The following is a 14,789-nucleotide window of genomic DNA, read 5'->3' on the forward strand; positions in this document are numbered from 1 at the left end:
CATGAAGCTATACCCGGAAATTTGCCAGGAACACCACACCTTTATCGCCCTGCGCCGCCATTTGCACCAGCACCCCGAGCTTGGGTTTGAAGAGCAAGCCACCGCCGCCCTGGTGGCAGAGCGGCTACGGTCATACGGCGTGGACGAGGTGCACACCGGCGTGGGAAAAACCGGCGTGGTGGGCGTTATCCAGGGCCGGCCGGGCAACCAGAGCATTGGCCTGCGTGCCGACATGGACTGCCTGGGCATGACCGAGGAAAACAACTTTGCCCATGCCTCCTGCCACGTGGGCAAAATGCACGGCTGCGGCCACGACGGCCACACCGCCATACTGCTGGCCACCGCCCAATACCTGTGCGCACAGCGCAACTTCAGCGGCCAGGTAGTGCTGATTTTCCAGCCAGCGGAAGAAGGCCTGGGCGGGGCCAAGGCCATGCTGGACGACGGCCTGTTCGAGCGCTTTCCCTGCAAGCGGATGTATGCGCTGCACAACTTCCCCCGTATTCCCCAGGGCCATATCCACCTGTGTCCCGGCCCCATGATGGCCAGCTCCGACAACTTTCATATCCGCATTGTCGCCCAGGGCGGCCACGGCGCCATGCCACACCTGGCCAACGATCCTGTAGTGATTGCCGCCAACCTGATACTGGCGCTGCAAACCATTGTCAGCCGCAATATCGACCCCATCCAGCCAGCGGTGGTGTCCTGCACCATGGTGCACACCGGCGAGGCCACCAACGTGATCCCCGACGCAGCCACCCTGCAGGGCACGCTGCGCGCCTTTAGCGCCGACAATCGCGAGCTGATCAAAACGCGGATCGCCACCCTGGCCACCAACCTGGCCGCCGGCTTCGGCGCCCAGGCTGAGGTAAGCTTCAACCTGGGCAACAAGGTGGGCTATCCTCCCCTGGTCAACGATGCCGAAGCCAGCCGCATTGCCCTGCAAGCGGCCCGGGAGGTAGTGGGCGCGGAAAACGTCAAGGATCAGGTGGCGCCGGTGCCCGGCAGCGAGGATTTCAGCTACATTGCCGAAGCCGTGCCCAGCTGCTATGTGCTGCTGGGCAACGACAGGGACCACGACAGCCCCCACAACAAGGTGTTTTTGCATCACCCCAGGTACGACTTTAACGACGCCATCATACCGGTGGGCGCCAGCTACTTTGCCAAACTGGTGGAGCTGGAACTGGGCCGGGTGCGCTGACCGTCCGGTACGCATATCCACACAAAGCCGGGAACGGGATCACCCGGAGCGCAGGCGGCTCGCCTGCCAAAGGCGAGCGCCAAACCCGGAGCGCAGGCAGCTCGCCTGCATTCCCGCGCAGCGGGAACCAGAACTGTACCAACCTGAGACCGGCCCCTAAGCCCCTTGGCAAACCAGCTAAACTAGCCTTTAACTCACAAACACCGCCGGAGATCTCGACATGCGCCAGGGCGAACATTCACGAGGCTACCTACCCCACCTCGAAGGCGCCGAATATCAGGCCATCACCTATCGGCTGGCCGACTCTCTCCCTTGGGAAACGACAAGACAAATACTTACCGAGAACAGCAAGCCCAAAAGAAAACGGCTCATAGAGCATGAATTAGGAAAAGGCCATGGCCAATGCTGGCTTCGCCTGCCCTCCATTGCCTCTACGGTGGTACAGAACTGGCGCTTTTTCGATGGCAAACGCTACGCACTCATCGCCTATATCGTCATGCCCAACCATGTACATCTTTTAATCCGGGTGTATCCACAAGCACAGCTGTCCACCATAGTACACGGCTGGAAATCCTACAGCGCCAAGGCAATTCAGGCCTACATCAGGCGTACGCAAGGGGAAGAAACGGTGCCAAAGAGGATATGGCAGCCAGAATACTGGGACCGTTATATCCGCGATCAAGCCCACTTCGATCGTGTGGTCGAATACATCCACCAAAACCCGGTTAAAGCCGGTCTGGTCTCCCAGCCGTCAGACTGGGCCTGGAGCAGTGCCCATCGCCAAAAACCTGAGCCTTAATGGAGCGCAGGCGTAACCCCATGCGGGCGGGCCGCCCGCGCTCCAAAAAAGCCATGCGGGCGGGCCGCCCGCGCCCCAAAAGCGCCATCCTGCGGCCTTAACGGCAAGCGCCAACCCGGAGCGCAGGCGGCTCGCCTGCATTCCCGCGCAGCGGGAACCTGCGGCGTTGAAAGCCATGCCTTAACCACAGGCGTATCCCCATGCGGGCGGGCCGCCCGCGCTCCAAAAAAGCCATGCGGGCGGGCCGCCCGCGCCCCAAACAAAGCCATCCTGCGGCCTAAAGACAAGCACCAACCCCCGGAGCGCAGGCGGCCCGCCTGCATTCCCGCGCAGCGGGAAACGTACGTGCACCCCCCATGCGGGCGGGCCGCCCGCGCCCCAAACAGCGCCATCCTGCGGCCTAAAGGCGAGCGCCAACCCGGAGCGCAGGCGGCTCGCCTGCATTCCCGCGCAGCGGGAACCTGCGGCGTTGAAAGCCATGCCTTAACCACAGGCGTATCCCCATGCGGGCGGGCCGCCCGCGCTCCGCAGTTTTCGTGCAAGGTCTCGAGCCTGAAGGCGAGTAACGCAAAAAGCGATACGGCAAGGTTACATATCGGTTAAAAAAGCGAAACAAAACACTTCACTTTTTTACAGTATATGGCATATTGCGTATCGGGTTTACGAGCCAGGCCCGAGATAAAGGGCCGAAGCACCCACGACAATGGAGTAGATAAAACAAAGACATGATCCCTTGCCTGACCATGGATGGTCCTGTAGATACCGGATTCGCCTCACCACAAACCTAGCAACACATTAAAGCGACATATAAAAATTATCGTATCGCTTTAATTTAATGGCTCTGGCCCCGATATCGGGCTCCTGCTCCGGGAGCACAGCCCTCCATCAACGTCATGAACGGCACACGCCTCTGCGCGGCAGAGCGGCGTGAGGGATCCCTTTGTCCACGGCTCCGCCCCCGGCTGCCTGAGCCGCTCAGGCAGGAAATCTGTTGATAAAAGGACTTGATGACATGACTTACCCAAGCAAGAAATCGCGCGTCTTCCCCCTCTCCCTGCTGGCCCTGCTGGTAGCCGGCCCCGCAACCGCCTTCGAAGTGCAGGTGGGCGACACCAAGGCCAGCCTTTACGGCTACGCCAAACTGGACATCATTCACGATCTGGACGCGGATCTGGGCAATTTCGTGGATCGCAACAAGATCCGCCTCGACGGCGAAAAGGGCCCGGACGGGCACACCACCCTGCATGCCTTCCAGAGCCGGCTGGGGGTGAGCACCGCCACCCCCACCCAGATGGGCGAGCTCAAAACCACCCTGGAAGGCGACTTCTACGGCAGTGGCGGGGGCAACCTGCGCCTGCGTCACGCCTATGGCGAGTGGAACGGTATCACCGCCGGCCAAACCTGGAGCAACTTCGGCGGCCATCTCGCCATGTACCCGACCATCGACTTCGCTCCCTGGCCAGGCATGGCCAACGCCAGCCGCCAGGCCCAGTTGCGCTACACCCTACAGGGATTCTCGGTGGCGCTGGAAGACCCCGACAACCTGGGCCGGCAAGTGAGCGTGACCCCGCCCGATGAAAACAAGAGCGGCCTGCCGGATCTGACCCTGCGCTACCAAGGCCAGATCGCGGCCCTTGATTACGGCGCATCGGTGATGCTGCGCCAGCTCGAATACTACCGGGACGCCACCGACAGCGATGAAACCGCCCTCGGCTGGGGCCTGAACCTGGAAGCCCGCTACCAGTTGGGCGATGTCACCCTGCGCGGTGCCCTCACCCACGGCGACGGCATCGGCGGCTATCTGGAAGGCAGCCCCGCCCGCCCGGGCTATGTGGATCCCGTCAGCGGCGAGCTGGAAACCATCAAGGCCACCGGCGCCACTGCGGGGATCACCGTCAAGGCCGGCCCGGGCGCCGCCACCCTGGGCTACGGCATCGCCCGATCCGATATCGACGATGCCGTCCGCGCCGGCGCCACCGGCTTCGGCGGCGATACCACCGAGCAGTTCGAGGCCATCCATCTCAACTACATCTGGTCGCCCGCAGGCCAGGTCAGCTACGGCGTGGAAGCCAGCCACCATACCCGCGAGGTGCAGGATGGCCGGGACGGCGACGCCACCCGCCTGCAGGCCATGGTGATGTACCGCTTCTGATCCTTTCCCTTACCTGCTGTTTTCGGTGTCGGCCTCGGCCGGCACCTTTTTTATGCGCCCTTCCCCTGCTTTTACCGACTGTTACGCAAAAGTTAACAACAACTCAAACAAACACTTCACTTTTAAAAATAAACTAGTGTAATGTGTATCATGTTTGTTATGGCAATGTTCCATTCGCAAAAAGGGGAGTGTTATGAAAGGAATATGGATATCTCTGTTCGCTGCCGCCGGGCTCTGGCATGGCCAGGCCACCGCCACCGAAACCACCATGCGCATCGCCACCTGGTTGTCGCCCACCAGCGAGATGAATACGGTGGTGCTGCCTACCTGGGGCCAGTGGATCGAGGAAGCCACCGAAGGAAGGGTCAAAATCAAGCTGGAACACGATCTGGGCCAACCCCAGAGCATGATTGACCTGGTTCAGGATGGCGCCGTTGATGCCTCATGGACGTATCATGGTTACTTTCCCGGCCGCTTCAAGCTGACCACCATCGCCGAACTGCCCAACCTGGGCGCCGGCGCCGAGGCCGCTTCCGTGGCCCACTGGCGGGTCCACCAGCAGTACCTGGCCAAGGCCAACGAGCACGGCGACGTGGTGGTGGCCGGCCTGTTCACCCACGGCCCGGGCGAGATACACATGCGCCAGCCCATCAACAGCCTGAGCGAACTCAGCAACAAGAAGATCCGGGTCGGCGGCGGCGTACAGAACAGCATCGGCGAGCAGCTCGGCATCATCGGCGTGGCCGCCCCCACCACCAAGGTCTACGAAATGCTGACCCAGGGCGTAGTGGACGGCGTGTTCAACCCCATGAACACCAAGCGCACCATGCGCTTCAAGGAAGTGGCCCCCTACACCCTGAAAATGCCCCACGGCATGTACCTGGGCAGCTTCGGCATCTTTATCGGCCACGACTTCCTCGACCGGCTGTCGGAGCAGGACAGGGAGGCCATCATGGCCGTGTCCGGCGAAAAGCTGTCGGCCATGGCCGCCCGTGCCTGGGTGCAGGGCGACCAGGAGGCGGAACAGGACGCCCTCGAATTCGGCAACACCATCATCCAGGCCAGCGAGCAGGATGTGCAGCTGTTCACCGAGCTGACCCGCGGCATCGAGCACGGCTGGCTGGACGACGTGGCCGATCGCAAGGTCGACGCGGCGCAGGCCCTGGCCGAATTCCGCCGCATCGCCCGTGAATACCAGGCTCAACTCGACGGGAACCAGGGATGAAGACCATGACTCACACCTCAGCCCGGCTCTGGTGTGGCAGCGCGGCCGCCCTCAAGCGGCTGCTCAACCTGCTGGCCGCCCTGATGCTGCTGCTGATGATGGCGCTCACCGCCTATGACGTGGCCGGACGCTACCTGTTCAACCAGCCCCTGATCGGCGCCTCCGAGCTTATCGAGATCATGCTCGCCGCCGCCATCTTCCTGGTACTGCCCACCATCACCTGGCACCGGGAACACGTGGCGGTGGACCTGACCGAGCACCTGCTGCCGCCCTGGCTGCGCCGGCTGCGGGACCGGCTGTGCCACGCCTTTATGGCCGTCGGCGCCGCCTACCTGGCGACGACGGTATGGAAGCTGGCCGAGCGGGCCGCCCGCTTCAACTCGGTCACCGAATACCTGTCCATTCCCAGCGCCTGGGCCATGTACCTGATCGCCGCCAGCCTCTGGCTGACCGCCTTCACCTTCCTGGTGCTGGCCCTGCTGGGGGAAAAGGCCGACCAGGCCTGGCAACAACAAGCACCGCAGCAGGAGGCGGCCGCCCTATGATGGAATCAATGATCGGATTCGGAATACTGCTGGTACTCATCTTCCTGCGTATTCCCATCGCCTTCGCCATGGCGGGGGTCGGCGTGGTCGGCTTCGCCGCCCTGATGGACTTCAACTTCGCCGCCGCCCTGTCCATCAGCGCCCGCCGCCTGCTGGACACCGCCCAGGACTACAGCCTGAGCGTGATCCCTCTGTTCATCCTGATGGGCAACCTGGTCAGCCGCTCCGGCCTGTCCGGTGAGCTGTTCCAGGCCTCCCACGCCCTGGTCGGCCACCGCAAGGGCGGCATGGCCATGGCCGCCATCACCGCCTGCGGCGGCTTCTCGGCCATCTGCGGCTCCAGCCTGGCCACCGCCGCCACCATGTCGCGGGTAGCCATTCCGCCCATGCGCAAATACGGCTACGCCGACAGCCTGGCCACCGCCGCCATCGCCGCTGGCGGCACCCTGGGCATCCTTATTCCGCCCAGCGTGGCGCTGATCATCTACGGCGTGCTCACCGAGCAGAGCATCCGCGATCTGTTCGCCGCCGGCTTCGTGCCCGGCCTGCTCGGCATACTGCTCTACCTGGGCGCCGTGCGTTACGTGGTGTGGCGCAATCCCAAGGCCGGCCCGCCCGGCGACGCCATGAGCCGGGCCGAGAAATGGCAGGCTTTCAAGGGCGTGGGCGGCATTCTCAGCCTGTTCACCCTGGTGATGGGCGGCATCTACCTCGGCATCTTCACCCCTACCGAAGCCGCCGGCATCGGTGCCGCCGGGGCCCTGGGCATCGCCCTCAAGCGCCGCAGCCTGAGCATGAAGGATCTGCTGGAGGTGCTAACCGAAACGGTGCGCACCTCGGCCATGCTGTTCTGCGTGGTGATCGGTGCCCTCATCTTCTCCAACTTCATCAACCGCGCCGGCCTGCCGGAGCACCTGGTGGAGATGATCACCCAGTTCTCGGTCTCGCCCATGACGGTGCTGCTGATGATCATCGCCATCTACCTGGTGCTGGGCGCCGTGTTCGAAAGCATGTCGATGATGCTGCTGACGGTACCGGTGTTCTTCCCGGTGATCCACAGCCTGGGACTGGACCCCATCTGGTTCGGCATCATAGTGGTGGTGGCCACCGAGATCAGCCTGATCACCCCGCCGGTGGGCATGAACGTCTTCGTGCTGAGCGGCATGCTGAAGGACGTGAACAGCAGCACCGTATTCAGGGGCGTCATCCCCTTCTGGTGCGCCGACGTCATCCGCCTGGGGCTGCTGATCCTGCTGCCGGCCCTCACCCTCTGGCTGCCGAACCTGCTGTATCGCTGAGTGTTACTGTCGTTCCCTGTTTCAATGCCGGCACCCGCCGGCATTTTTTGGAGCGCCATTCCTTGGCCTTAACGGCGGGCACCAACCCCGGAGCGCAGGCGGCTCGCCTGCATTCCTAACCTGGAGCGCAGGCGGCTCGCCTGCATTCCCGCGCAGCGGGAACCTGCAGCCTGGCAAGCCATGCCTTAACCACAGGCGTGCACCCATGCGGGCGGGCCGCCCGCGCCCCAATATGGGAACCTTTGGCTTGGGTGCCCCCCCATGCGGGGGCCGCCCCCATTCGGGGACAAGACCCGCGCCCCAGACAGAGAGACAACAAGGCCCCGCCACTGGACGGGGCCGGCAGGAAGGAGGCCGTTCAGGCCTTGTATTTGGGCAGGTAGTCGGCGTGCTGGAACAGACGGGGGCGATCCGGCTCCACCGTCTTGAGCGGGGTGGCCGGGCGCAGGCTGAGCAGGCAGCGCCCAACCAGGTCGATGTAGGTCTGGGTGCCCTGGCGCTTCCATTCGATCTCCTCCGGGCGCAGCTCGCGCATCACCCGGGCCGGGGTGCCGGCCACCAGCACATTGGCCGGGATCCGCATCTCGGCCTTCACGAAGGCGTGGGCCGCCACTATGCTGTTTTCGCCCACCTCGGCCCCGTCCATCACCACGGCGTTCATGCCCACCAGGGCATTCTCCCCCACCACGCAGCCGTGGAGGATGGCACCGTGGCCCACATGGCCCCAGGGGCGCACCAAGGTATCGGCGTCGGGAAAGCCGTGCATCACGCAGTTGTCCTGCACATTGGCGTGCTGCTGCACCTGGATGCGGCCGAAGTCGCCCCGCAGCGAGGCCAGGGGGCCGATGTAGGCGCCCCGCTCCACGATGACGTCGCCGATCAGCACGGCGGTGGGGTGCACATAGGCGCCCTCTTCCACCACCGGCACCAGGCCGTCTATTTCATAGCAGTTCATCGATAGTCTCCTTTGGCATGGGTAGCCGGTGCAGGGCCGGTTTCAATCGGCCGACGGTGTTCGGTCGAATAAATTCGACCCTACAAGCCCCGCCGTAGGGTCCGTTTCAACGGACCAGCCCAGCATCGGCGACGCCGTTGCTGGTCGACTGAAGTCGACCCTACAAGCCGGCCCGTCGATCTACAGGATCCGCCGGGTGTGCTGTAGGGTCCATTTCAATGGACCTCCCACCCACGGTGTGGCAGGCCCATCCTAGGGTTCGCGCTACGCGCGAAAGCAGGCGGGCCGCCTGCGCTCCACCGACGGCTCCGGCTATTGCCTCAAACCGCCGAAGCGGCGGTAAAAGGCGGGGCCGGCCGGCGGCAGCGGGCCTTCGGCGGTGCGGCCGGTGGCCCAGAGGTGTTCGTCCGCCGCCCGGTAGAGCAGGTTGTAGATGTTGGCGCACAGGGTCTGGGCGGCGGCGCCGGGCCAGCCCGCCGGCAGCAGGCCAATGGGCAGGTTGGGATCCTTCAGCAGCACCCGCCGGTAGTGGTAGATAAGCAGGGTGCGCAGCTGGAAGGCCTGGGCCGGATCCAGCCCGGCGCCGTCTTCCAGCAGCGGCAGCAAGGGCCGATACAACGCCAGAAACTCGTGATAACGCTGGCTGATGTCCTCCAGCGGCCAGTTGACGCTCACCATCCGCGGCAGGGGCGGCGCCACCCCCAGCGACAAGTCCGGCGTCTGGGCCCTGAACACCACCACCTGCTCGGCCATGTCCAGATCCAGCAGCAACTGGCGCAGCTTGCCCTGGTCCAGCCCCGGGTAGGCCATCAGGTTGGGGGCGATGCCGGCGCAGCCCAGCCATTCCAGCTCCTTGCGCAGCTGGGCCTTGGCCTCCAGCTCCACCGAGCTCAGCAGCACCAGATCCCACTGGCCGTCCCAGTCCCGTTGACCGATGCCGTAGATGCGGGCCTCGGCCTGGCGGAAGCGGTGGACGCTGCTGTCGGTCACCCGGTAGAAGCTGAGCCGGCCGATACGCTCCGAGCTGAGCCAGTCGTGCTTGGCCAGGCGAAAGACGGAGGTGCGCACAAAGCGCTCGCCGAAGCCGAAGCCGGCCACCAGCTCGATCAGGCTGGCCAGGCTGATGCCGCCGCCGCGATGGGCGAGGCTGTCGCCGAAGATGGTCATGATGAGCGAGGTGCCGCTCACGGTTTCGTAGTCGAGGGCCTGCTGGATAAAGTGGCTGAGTCGGGAATCCATGGTGTCCAATCTGGGGTATGAGTCAAGGTGTGAAAAGGCGGCCAACGGCCGGGATGAGCCCATTACACCCCGTTTAAATGGCGGACATCAAGCACAAAAGTGGCATTACCGCCACTTTTGTGTATCAGGTCCGGCGCTCAGGCGCAGGCGCTTTTGCGCAGGTCCAGCACCCGGGCCGCCTTGCCCTCGGAACGGGGCAACTGGCCCTCGCCCACTATGTCTATCTGGGTGGAGATGCCGATCATCGCCTTGATGCGGTGCCTGAGCTGGTGGCCGAGCGAATGCAGATCGGCGCTGGCGCAGTCGTGACGCAGCTCAACCTTGACCATCAGCGAGTCCAGGTGGCCGTGGCGGCTCACCTCCAGCTGGTAGTGGGGGGTCAGTTGCGGGAACTTGAGGATCTGCTCCTCCACCTGGGACGGGAACACGTTCACCCCGCGGATGATCAGCATGTCGTCGCTGCGGCCGGTGATCTTGTCCATGCGGCGCATGGTGCGGGCGCTGCCGGGCAGCAAGCGGGTCAGATCCCGGGTGCGGTAGCGGATCACCGGCAGCCCTTCCTTGGTGATGGTGGTGAACACCAGCTCGCCCAGCTCGCCGTCGGACAGCACGGCGCCGTTTTCCGAGTTGATGATCTCCGGGTAGAAGTGATCTTCCCAGATAGTGGGGCCGTCCTTGGACTCCAGGCACTCCATGGCCACGCCCGGCCCCATCACCTCCGACAGGCCGTAGATGTCGAGGGCGTCGATGCCGAGGCGCTGCTCGATTTCGGCTCTCATACCGTTGGTCCAGGGCTCGGCGCCGAACACCCCCACCCGCAGCGAGCAGGCGCTGGCGCTGCCGCCCATCTGCTTTTCCAGCTCGTCGATGATGTTGAGGCAGTAGGAAGGCGTGACCATGATGGCGTCGGGCTGGAAGTCCTGGATCAGCTGGGCCTGCTTCTCGGTCTGGCCGCCGGACATGGGGATGACGGTGGCGCCCAGGCGCTCGGCGCCGTAGTGGGCGCCCATGCCGCCGGTGAACAGGCCATAGCCGTAGGCCACATGGATCTTGTCCCGGGCGCTGAGGCCGGCGGCACGCAGGGAGCGGGCCACCACGTCGGCCCAGACGTCGATGTCGTGCTGGGTATAGCCCACCACCGTCGGCTTGCCGGTGGTGCCGGACGAGGCGTGCAGCCGCACTATCTTCTCCATCGGCACCGCGAACAGGCCGAAGGGATAGTTGTCGCGCAGATCCTGCTTGGTGGTAAAGGGAAACTTGTTCAAATCCTCCAGGGTCTTGCAGTCGGAGGGATGCACCCCGGCCTCGTCGAACTTGCGCCGGTACATGGGCACGTTCTCATAGGCGTGGTGCAGGGTCTTTTGCAGCCGCGCCAGTTGCAGCGAACGCAGTTCGTCGACGGATGCGGTTTCGATATGGTCCAGTTTGCTCATTGGTAGCCTCCTCCCTTTGGCTGGTTACGCGAGGTTCTCGACGATCAGGGCAACGCCCTGACCCACGCCCACGCACATGGTGCACAGGCCGTAACGACCGCCGGTGCGTTTCAGTTCATTCACCGCCGCCATCACCAGGCGCACCCCGCTCATGCCGAGCGGATGGCCGAGGGCGATGGCGCCGCCGTTGGGGTTGACGTGCGCGGCATCGTCCGGCAGCCCCAGTTCGCGCAGCACCGCCAGGGCCTGGGCGGCGAAGGCCTCGTTCAGTTCGATCACGTCCATCTGCTCAAGATTAAGACCGGCCTTTTCCAGCACGGCGCGCACCGCCGGCACCGGCCCTATGCCCATGTAGCGGGGCTCCACCCCGGCGCTGGCCATGGCCAGGATGCGGGCCTGGGGCACCAGGCCGTACTGGCGCACCGCCTGGCCACTGGCCAGCAGGGCGCAGGCGGCGCCGTCGTTCACCCCCGAGGCGTTGCCGGCGGTAACGGTGCCGTTCGCCCGGAAAGGGGTCGGCAGCCGGGAAAGATCCGCCATTGTGGTCTCGGGCCTGGGATGCTCGTCGGCGCTCACCTCGGTGACCTGGCCCCGGCGCCCCGGCACCAGCACCGGCACCATGCCCCGGGCCAGCATGCCGCTCTGACGGGCCCGCTCGGTGCGCCGCTGGCTTTGTAGCGCAAATGTATCCTGATCGTGACGGCTGATGCCATAGCGTTCGGCCACATTTTCGGCGGTTTCCGGCATGGAGTCGCTGCCGTACTGGCTTTTCATCAGCGGATTGATAAAGCGCCAGCCGATGGTGGTGTCGAAGAGCTCCGCCTGGCGGGAAAAGGCGCTCTCGGCCTTGCCCATCACGAAGGGCGCCCGGGACATGGACTCGACCCCGCCGGCCAGCACCAGATGGGCCTCGCCGGCCTTGATGCTGCGGGCGCCGAAGCCGAGGGCGTCCAGCCCGGAGCCGCACAGCCGGTTGACGGTGGTGCCCGGCACCGTGACGGGCAGCCCCGCCAGCAGGGCCGCCATGCGCGCCACGTTGCGGTTGTCCTCGCCGGCCTGGTTGGCGCAGCCCAGTATCACCTCGTCCACCCGCTCCCAGGGCAGCTGGGGATGGTTTTCCATCAGCCGGCGCAGGGGGATGGCGGCCAGATCGTCGGCCCGCACCCCGCTCAGGGCGCCGCCGTAGCGGCCCACCGGGGTACGCGCCATGTCGCACAGATAGGCATCAGTCATGGTGTTCTTCCTTTAAAATGGTTCCCTTTACCTGGTAGGAGCGGCCCCGGAACAGCGCCAGCACCTCCCCCGCCTCATTTTCCAGCTGCACGTCGTAGGTGCCGGTGCGCCCGCCCCGGTGCCGCTCCTCGGCCCGGGCCCGCAAAAACTCGCCGGCGAAGGCAGGCTTGAGGTAATCGATGCTGCAACCCTGCCCTATGGTCACCCGGTTGTAGCCGTTGCAGGCGAAGGCGAAGGCCGCGTCGGCGAAGGTGAACAATATGCCGCCCTGGATGCTACCGTGGCCGTTGAGCATCCACGGCTGCACCCGCATGGTCATCACGGCAGCGCCGGCCGCCACGCTCTCGAGTTCCAGGCCCAGGTGCTGGCTGCAGGCATCGTTGGCAAACATGGCCTCAGCGCAGCGCCGGGCCAGATCCTCTTCCATCCGTTCAGTCATGGGCTTCCTCCATGGCCGCCCAGTGCCGCAGGGTGAGCGACGGGCGGTATTTGTCCTCGCCGTACAGGGCGTGCAGTTGTTCAAGCAGGGCCAGCAGCCGGCGGTAGCCGATTTCCGCCCCCCAGGCCACCGGCCCCTTGGGGTAATTCACGCCATAACGCATGGCCAGGTCGATGTCTTCCGGGCTGGCCACCCCGTGCAAACAGGCCTCGGCGGCCTCGTTGACCAGGGTGGCCAGGGTGCGCAGCACCAGCAGGCCCGGGTGATCCGAGAGCAGCAGCACCTGCTTGCCCAGGGCCTGGAAAAAGCCGGCCACGGCGGCCACCTGCTCCGGCGTGCAGCAGGCCGACACCCCCAGGGCCAGGCAGGGGGCCTGCTCGTAGTCCTCGGCCCAGTCCAGGGCCATGGCGGCCCGGCCCGGGTGGCGCAGGGCGGCGCTCTGGCCGTTGGTCAGCTCGACGCAGACCCCGTCGATCAACAGGGCGGGCGCGCCGTTTTCGCGCTCAATGATGCCCGGATAACGGGCCAGCAGGGCCTCGACGCCCCTGAGCCCGGACCAATCGCCGCGCGCCACCACCCGCTCCGGCGCCCGACCAACGGGGCTGGGCAGGGCCGGCACCTCCGGCTGGCCGCCCTGATAGCGGTAGAAGCCCTGGCCGGACTTGCGCCCCAGGCGGCCGGCCTCCACCAGCGCCTGCTGCACCAGCGAGGGCCGGTAGCGGGGCTCGTCGAAGAAGGCCCGGTAGACGCTGGCGCTCACCGCAAAGTTCACGTCCTGGCCAATCAGGTCGGTCAGCTCGCAGGCTCCCATGGGAAAGCCGCCGCCACCGCGCATCAGGGCGTCCAGCACCCCGGGCTCCGCCACCCCTTCCTGCAGGGCACGCAGGGTTTCGCCGTAATAGGGCCGGGCGATGCGGTTGACGATAAAACCGGGGGTGGAGCTGGCATGGACCGCCACCTTGCCCCAGTCCCGGGCCAGGGCGAGCAAGGTGTCGCGTACCGGTGCCGCCGTGGCCAGGCCGGAGATCACCTCCACCAGCTTCATCACCGGTGCCGGGTTGAAGAAATGCAGCCCGGCCAGCCGCTCGGGCCGCGCCAGGGCGGCGCCGATGGCGGTGATGGAAATGGAGGAGGTGTTGGAGGCAAACATCGTCTGCTCGCCGCAGATGGCCTCCAGCTCCCGGAACAGCTGCTGCTTGACCTCCAGCCGCTCGACCACCGCCTCTATCACCAGCTCCGCACCGGCCAGCTCGGCCAGGCGTTCGGCAGGCGTCAGCCGCGCCAGCAGGGCGGTCTTGTCATCCTCGGCGAGCTTGCCCCGGGCCACCCGCTGGGCCAGCCGTTCGGCCAGCTCCGCCAGGGCGGTGCGGGTGCGGGCCGGGTCGACATCGTACAGTTGCACCCGGTGCCCGGCCTGGGCCGCCACCTGGGCGATGCCCAGGCCCATGGTGCCGGCGCCGATCACCGCCACTCGTTGAATTGCGTTGCGGCTCATCTCAGCACCCCTTGAAGTCCGGCGACCGCTTGTTGAGAAAAGCGTCCACCCCTTCCCGGTAGTCCTGGCTGCGGCCGGCCAGGCGCTGCAGATCCCGCTCCAGCTCCAGTTGCTGCTCCAGGCTGTTGCTCTCCGCCTGGTGGATGGCCTTCTTGATCAGCCCCAGGCCATAGGTAGGCTGGCGGTGCGGGCCGCCAAGGCCGCCGTGCGGGCCTGCCAGGAAACCAGCCTGAGCCAGGGCCTGCGCCAGGAGCGCCAGGCCTTTGTCTGGCTGGCCGCCACCCAAGATCGCAACGAAGGCATCAACGCCTTTCTGGAAAAACGCGCACCGCACTACCGGGGGAAATAATGGAATACCAGCATATCGAATGTTACAGGGAAGGCGCCGTGGGCGTGCTCGTGCTCAACCGTCCGGCCCAGCTCAACAGCTTCAACGAGCGCATGCACCAGGAGGTGGCCGAGGCGCTGAAAGCCTGGGAGCAGGACGCCGAGGTACGCGCCATCCTGCTCACCGGCCGTGGCCGGGGCTTTTGCGCCGGCCAGGATCTGGGCGATCGGGCCGTGTCCCCGGGCGGCGAGGCGCCGGATCTGGGCCTGTCCATCGAGCGTTACTACAACCCGCTGATCCGCCGCCTGACCAGCCTGCCCAAGCCGGTGGTGTGTGCGGTGAACGGGGTGGCCGCCGGCGCCGGCGCCAACATCGCCCTGGCCTGCGACATCGTGCTGGCGGCGCGCGGCGCCTCCTTTATCCAGGCGTTTTGCCGGCTGGGCCTGG

Annotated in this window: 14 protein-coding genes; 8 read left to right on the top strand and 6 right to left on the bottom strand. The window is 65.5% G+C overall.

Features of this window, described 5'->3' with window-relative positions:
• Position 1: 1 nt before the first annotated feature.
• The 6 genes from CGX12_RS10370 (at position 2) to CGX12_RS10395 (ending at position 7,220) form a co-directional block, all read left to right on the top strand.
• The gene (locus CGX12_RS10370) at positions 2-1,201 is read left to right on the top strand and encodes a M20 aminoacylase family protein (protein ID WP_094039808.1); all 1,200 of its coding nucleotides are present in this window, start codon (positions 2-4) and stop codon (positions 1,199-1,201) included.
• Positions 1,202-1,421: 220 nt separating this feature from the next.
• A complete protein-coding gene (locus CGX12_RS10375; RefSeq protein WP_094039809.1) occupies positions 1,422-2,000 on the top strand; it encodes an REP-associated tyrosine transposase in 579 nt (192 codons plus the stop codon).
• 1,012 nt (positions 2,001-3,012) lie between these two features.
• The gene (locus CGX12_RS10380) at positions 3,013-4,152 is read left to right on the top strand and encodes a DcaP family trimeric outer membrane transporter (RefSeq protein ID WP_094039810.1); all 1,140 of its coding nucleotides are present in this window, start codon (positions 3,013-3,015) and stop codon (positions 4,150-4,152) included.
• A 193-nt stretch (positions 4,153-4,345) separates the two neighbouring features.
• The gene (locus CGX12_RS10385; RefSeq protein WP_176442043.1) at positions 4,346-5,377 is read left to right on the top strand and encodes a TRAP transporter substrate-binding protein; all 1,032 of its coding nucleotides are present in this window, start codon (positions 4,346-4,348) and stop codon (positions 5,375-5,377) included.
• Positions 5,378-5,382: 5 nt separating this feature from the next.
• Positions 5,383-5,922: a TRAP transporter small permease gene (locus CGX12_RS10390; RefSeq protein WP_157772268.1), complete on the top strand. Its 540-nt coding sequence runs from the start codon at positions 5,383-5,385 to the stop codon at positions 5,920-5,922.
• Between the two features lie 8 nt (positions 5,923-5,930).
• The gene (locus CGX12_RS10395; protein WP_198401736.1) at positions 5,931-7,220 is read left to right on the top strand and encodes a TRAP transporter large permease; all 1,290 of its coding nucleotides are present in this window, start codon (positions 5,931-5,933) and stop codon (positions 7,218-7,220) included.
• A 358-nt stretch (positions 7,221-7,578) separates the two neighbouring features.
• Here CGX12_RS10395 and CGX12_RS10400 read toward each other — a convergent pair whose 3' ends face one another.
• From CGX12_RS10400 to CGX12_RS10425, 6 genes are all read right to left on the bottom strand, one after another.
• Entirely contained in the window at positions 7,579-8,175 is a 597-nt protein-coding gene (locus CGX12_RS10400) for a phenylacetic acid degradation protein PaaY (RefSeq protein ID WP_094039813.1), read from the bottom strand.
• Between the two features lie 312 nt (positions 8,176-8,487).
• Positions 8,488-9,414 carry a phenylacetic acid degradation operon negative regulatory protein PaaX gene (gene paaX, locus CGX12_RS10405; protein ID WP_094039814.1) on the bottom strand — a complete coding sequence of 309 codons (927 nt, stop codon included), beginning with the start codon at positions 9,412-9,414 and terminating at the stop codon, positions 8,488-8,490.
• Positions 9,415-9,551: 137 nt separating this feature from the next.
• Positions 9,552-10,847: a phenylacetate--CoA ligase PaaK gene (gene paaK / locus CGX12_RS10410; RefSeq protein WP_094039815.1), complete on the bottom strand. Its 1,296-nt coding sequence runs from the start codon at positions 10,845-10,847 to the stop codon at positions 9,552-9,554.
• A 24-nt stretch (positions 10,848-10,871) separates the two neighbouring features.
• Entirely contained in the window at positions 10,872-12,080 is a 1,209-nt protein-coding gene (pcaF, locus tag CGX12_RS10415; protein WP_094039816.1) for a 3-oxoadipyl-CoA thiolase, read from the bottom strand.
• Positions 12,073-12,519 (bottom strand): hydroxyphenylacetyl-CoA thioesterase PaaI, encoded by a 447-nt coding sequence (gene paaI / locus CGX12_RS10420; RefSeq protein WP_094039817.1) that lies wholly within the window; start codon positions 12,517-12,519, stop codon positions 12,073-12,075. The genes pcaF and paaI overlap by 8 nt, the downstream gene beginning before the upstream one ends.
• Complete coding sequence (locus CGX12_RS10425; RefSeq protein WP_094039818.1) at positions 12,512-14,014, bottom strand: 3-hydroxyacyl-CoA dehydrogenase; 1,503 nt, start codon at positions 14,012-14,014, stop codon at positions 12,512-12,514. The genes paaI and CGX12_RS10425 overlap by 8 nt, the downstream gene beginning before the upstream one ends.
• 205 nt (positions 14,015-14,219) lie before the next feature.
• On the opposite strand from CGX12_RS10425, the gene CGX12_RS20390 reads away from it, so the two are divergent.
• Together CGX12_RS20390 and CGX12_RS10435 are read left to right on the top strand one after the other, a co-directional pair.
• Entirely contained in the window at positions 14,220-14,363 is a 144-nt protein-coding gene (locus tag CGX12_RS20390) for a hypothetical protein (protein WP_368073553.1), read from the top strand.
• Positions 14,363-14,789 (top strand): enoyl-CoA hydratase-related protein (locus CGX12_RS10435; RefSeq protein WP_176442044.1); only part of this gene is annotated, 427 nt, incomplete at its 3' end. The genes CGX12_RS20390 and CGX12_RS10435, both read left to right, overlap by 1 nt.

Source organism: Zobellella denitrificans (assembly GCF_002237365.1).
Taxonomy (GTDB): Bacteria; Pseudomonadota; Gammaproteobacteria; order Enterobacterales; family Aeromonadaceae; genus Oceanimonas; species Oceanimonas denitrificans.

Coding starts and splice junctions, on each gene's coding strand:
- paaI (WP_094039817.1), bottom strand. CDS start 12,519: ATGACTGAACGGATGGAAGAGGATCTGGCCCGGCGCTGCGCTGAGGCC.
- paaK (WP_094039815.1), bottom strand. CDS start 10,847: ATGAGCAAACTGGACCATATCGAAACCGCATCCGTCGACGAACTGCGT.
- CGX12_RS10390 (WP_157772268.1), top strand. CDS start 5,383: ATGACTCACACCTCAGCCCGGCTCTGGTGTGGCAGCGCGGCCGCCCTC.
- paaX (WP_094039814.1), bottom strand. CDS start 9,414: ATGGATTCCCGACTCAGCCACTTTATCCAGCAGGCCCTCGACTACGAA.
- CGX12_RS10385 (WP_176442043.1), top strand. CDS start 4,346: ATGAAAGGAATATGGATATCTCTGTTCGCTGCCGCCGGGCTCTGGCAT.
- pcaF (WP_094039816.1), bottom strand. CDS start 12,080: ATGACTGATGCCTATCTGTGCGACATGGCGCGTACCCCGGTGGGCCGC.
- CGX12_RS10380 (WP_094039810.1), top strand. CDS start 3,013: ATGACTTACCCAAGCAAGAAATCGCGCGTCTTCCCCCTCTCCCTGCTG.
- CGX12_RS10400 (WP_094039813.1), bottom strand. CDS start 8,175: ATGAACTGCTATGAAATAGACGGCCTGGTGCCGGTGGTGGAAGAGGGC.
- CGX12_RS10425 (WP_094039818.1), bottom strand. CDS start 14,014: ATGAGCCGCAACGCAATTCAACGAGTGGCGGTGATCGGCGCCGGCACC.
- CGX12_RS10395 (WP_198401736.1), top strand. CDS start 5,931: ATGATCGGATTCGGAATACTGCTGGTACTCATCTTCCTGCGTATTCCC.
- CGX12_RS10375 (WP_094039809.1), top strand. CDS start 1,422: ATGCGCCAGGGCGAACATTCACGAGGCTACCTACCCCACCTCGAAGGC.
- CGX12_RS10370 (WP_094039808.1), top strand. CDS start 2: ATGAAGCTATACCCGGAAATTTGCCAGGAACACCACACCTTTATCGCC.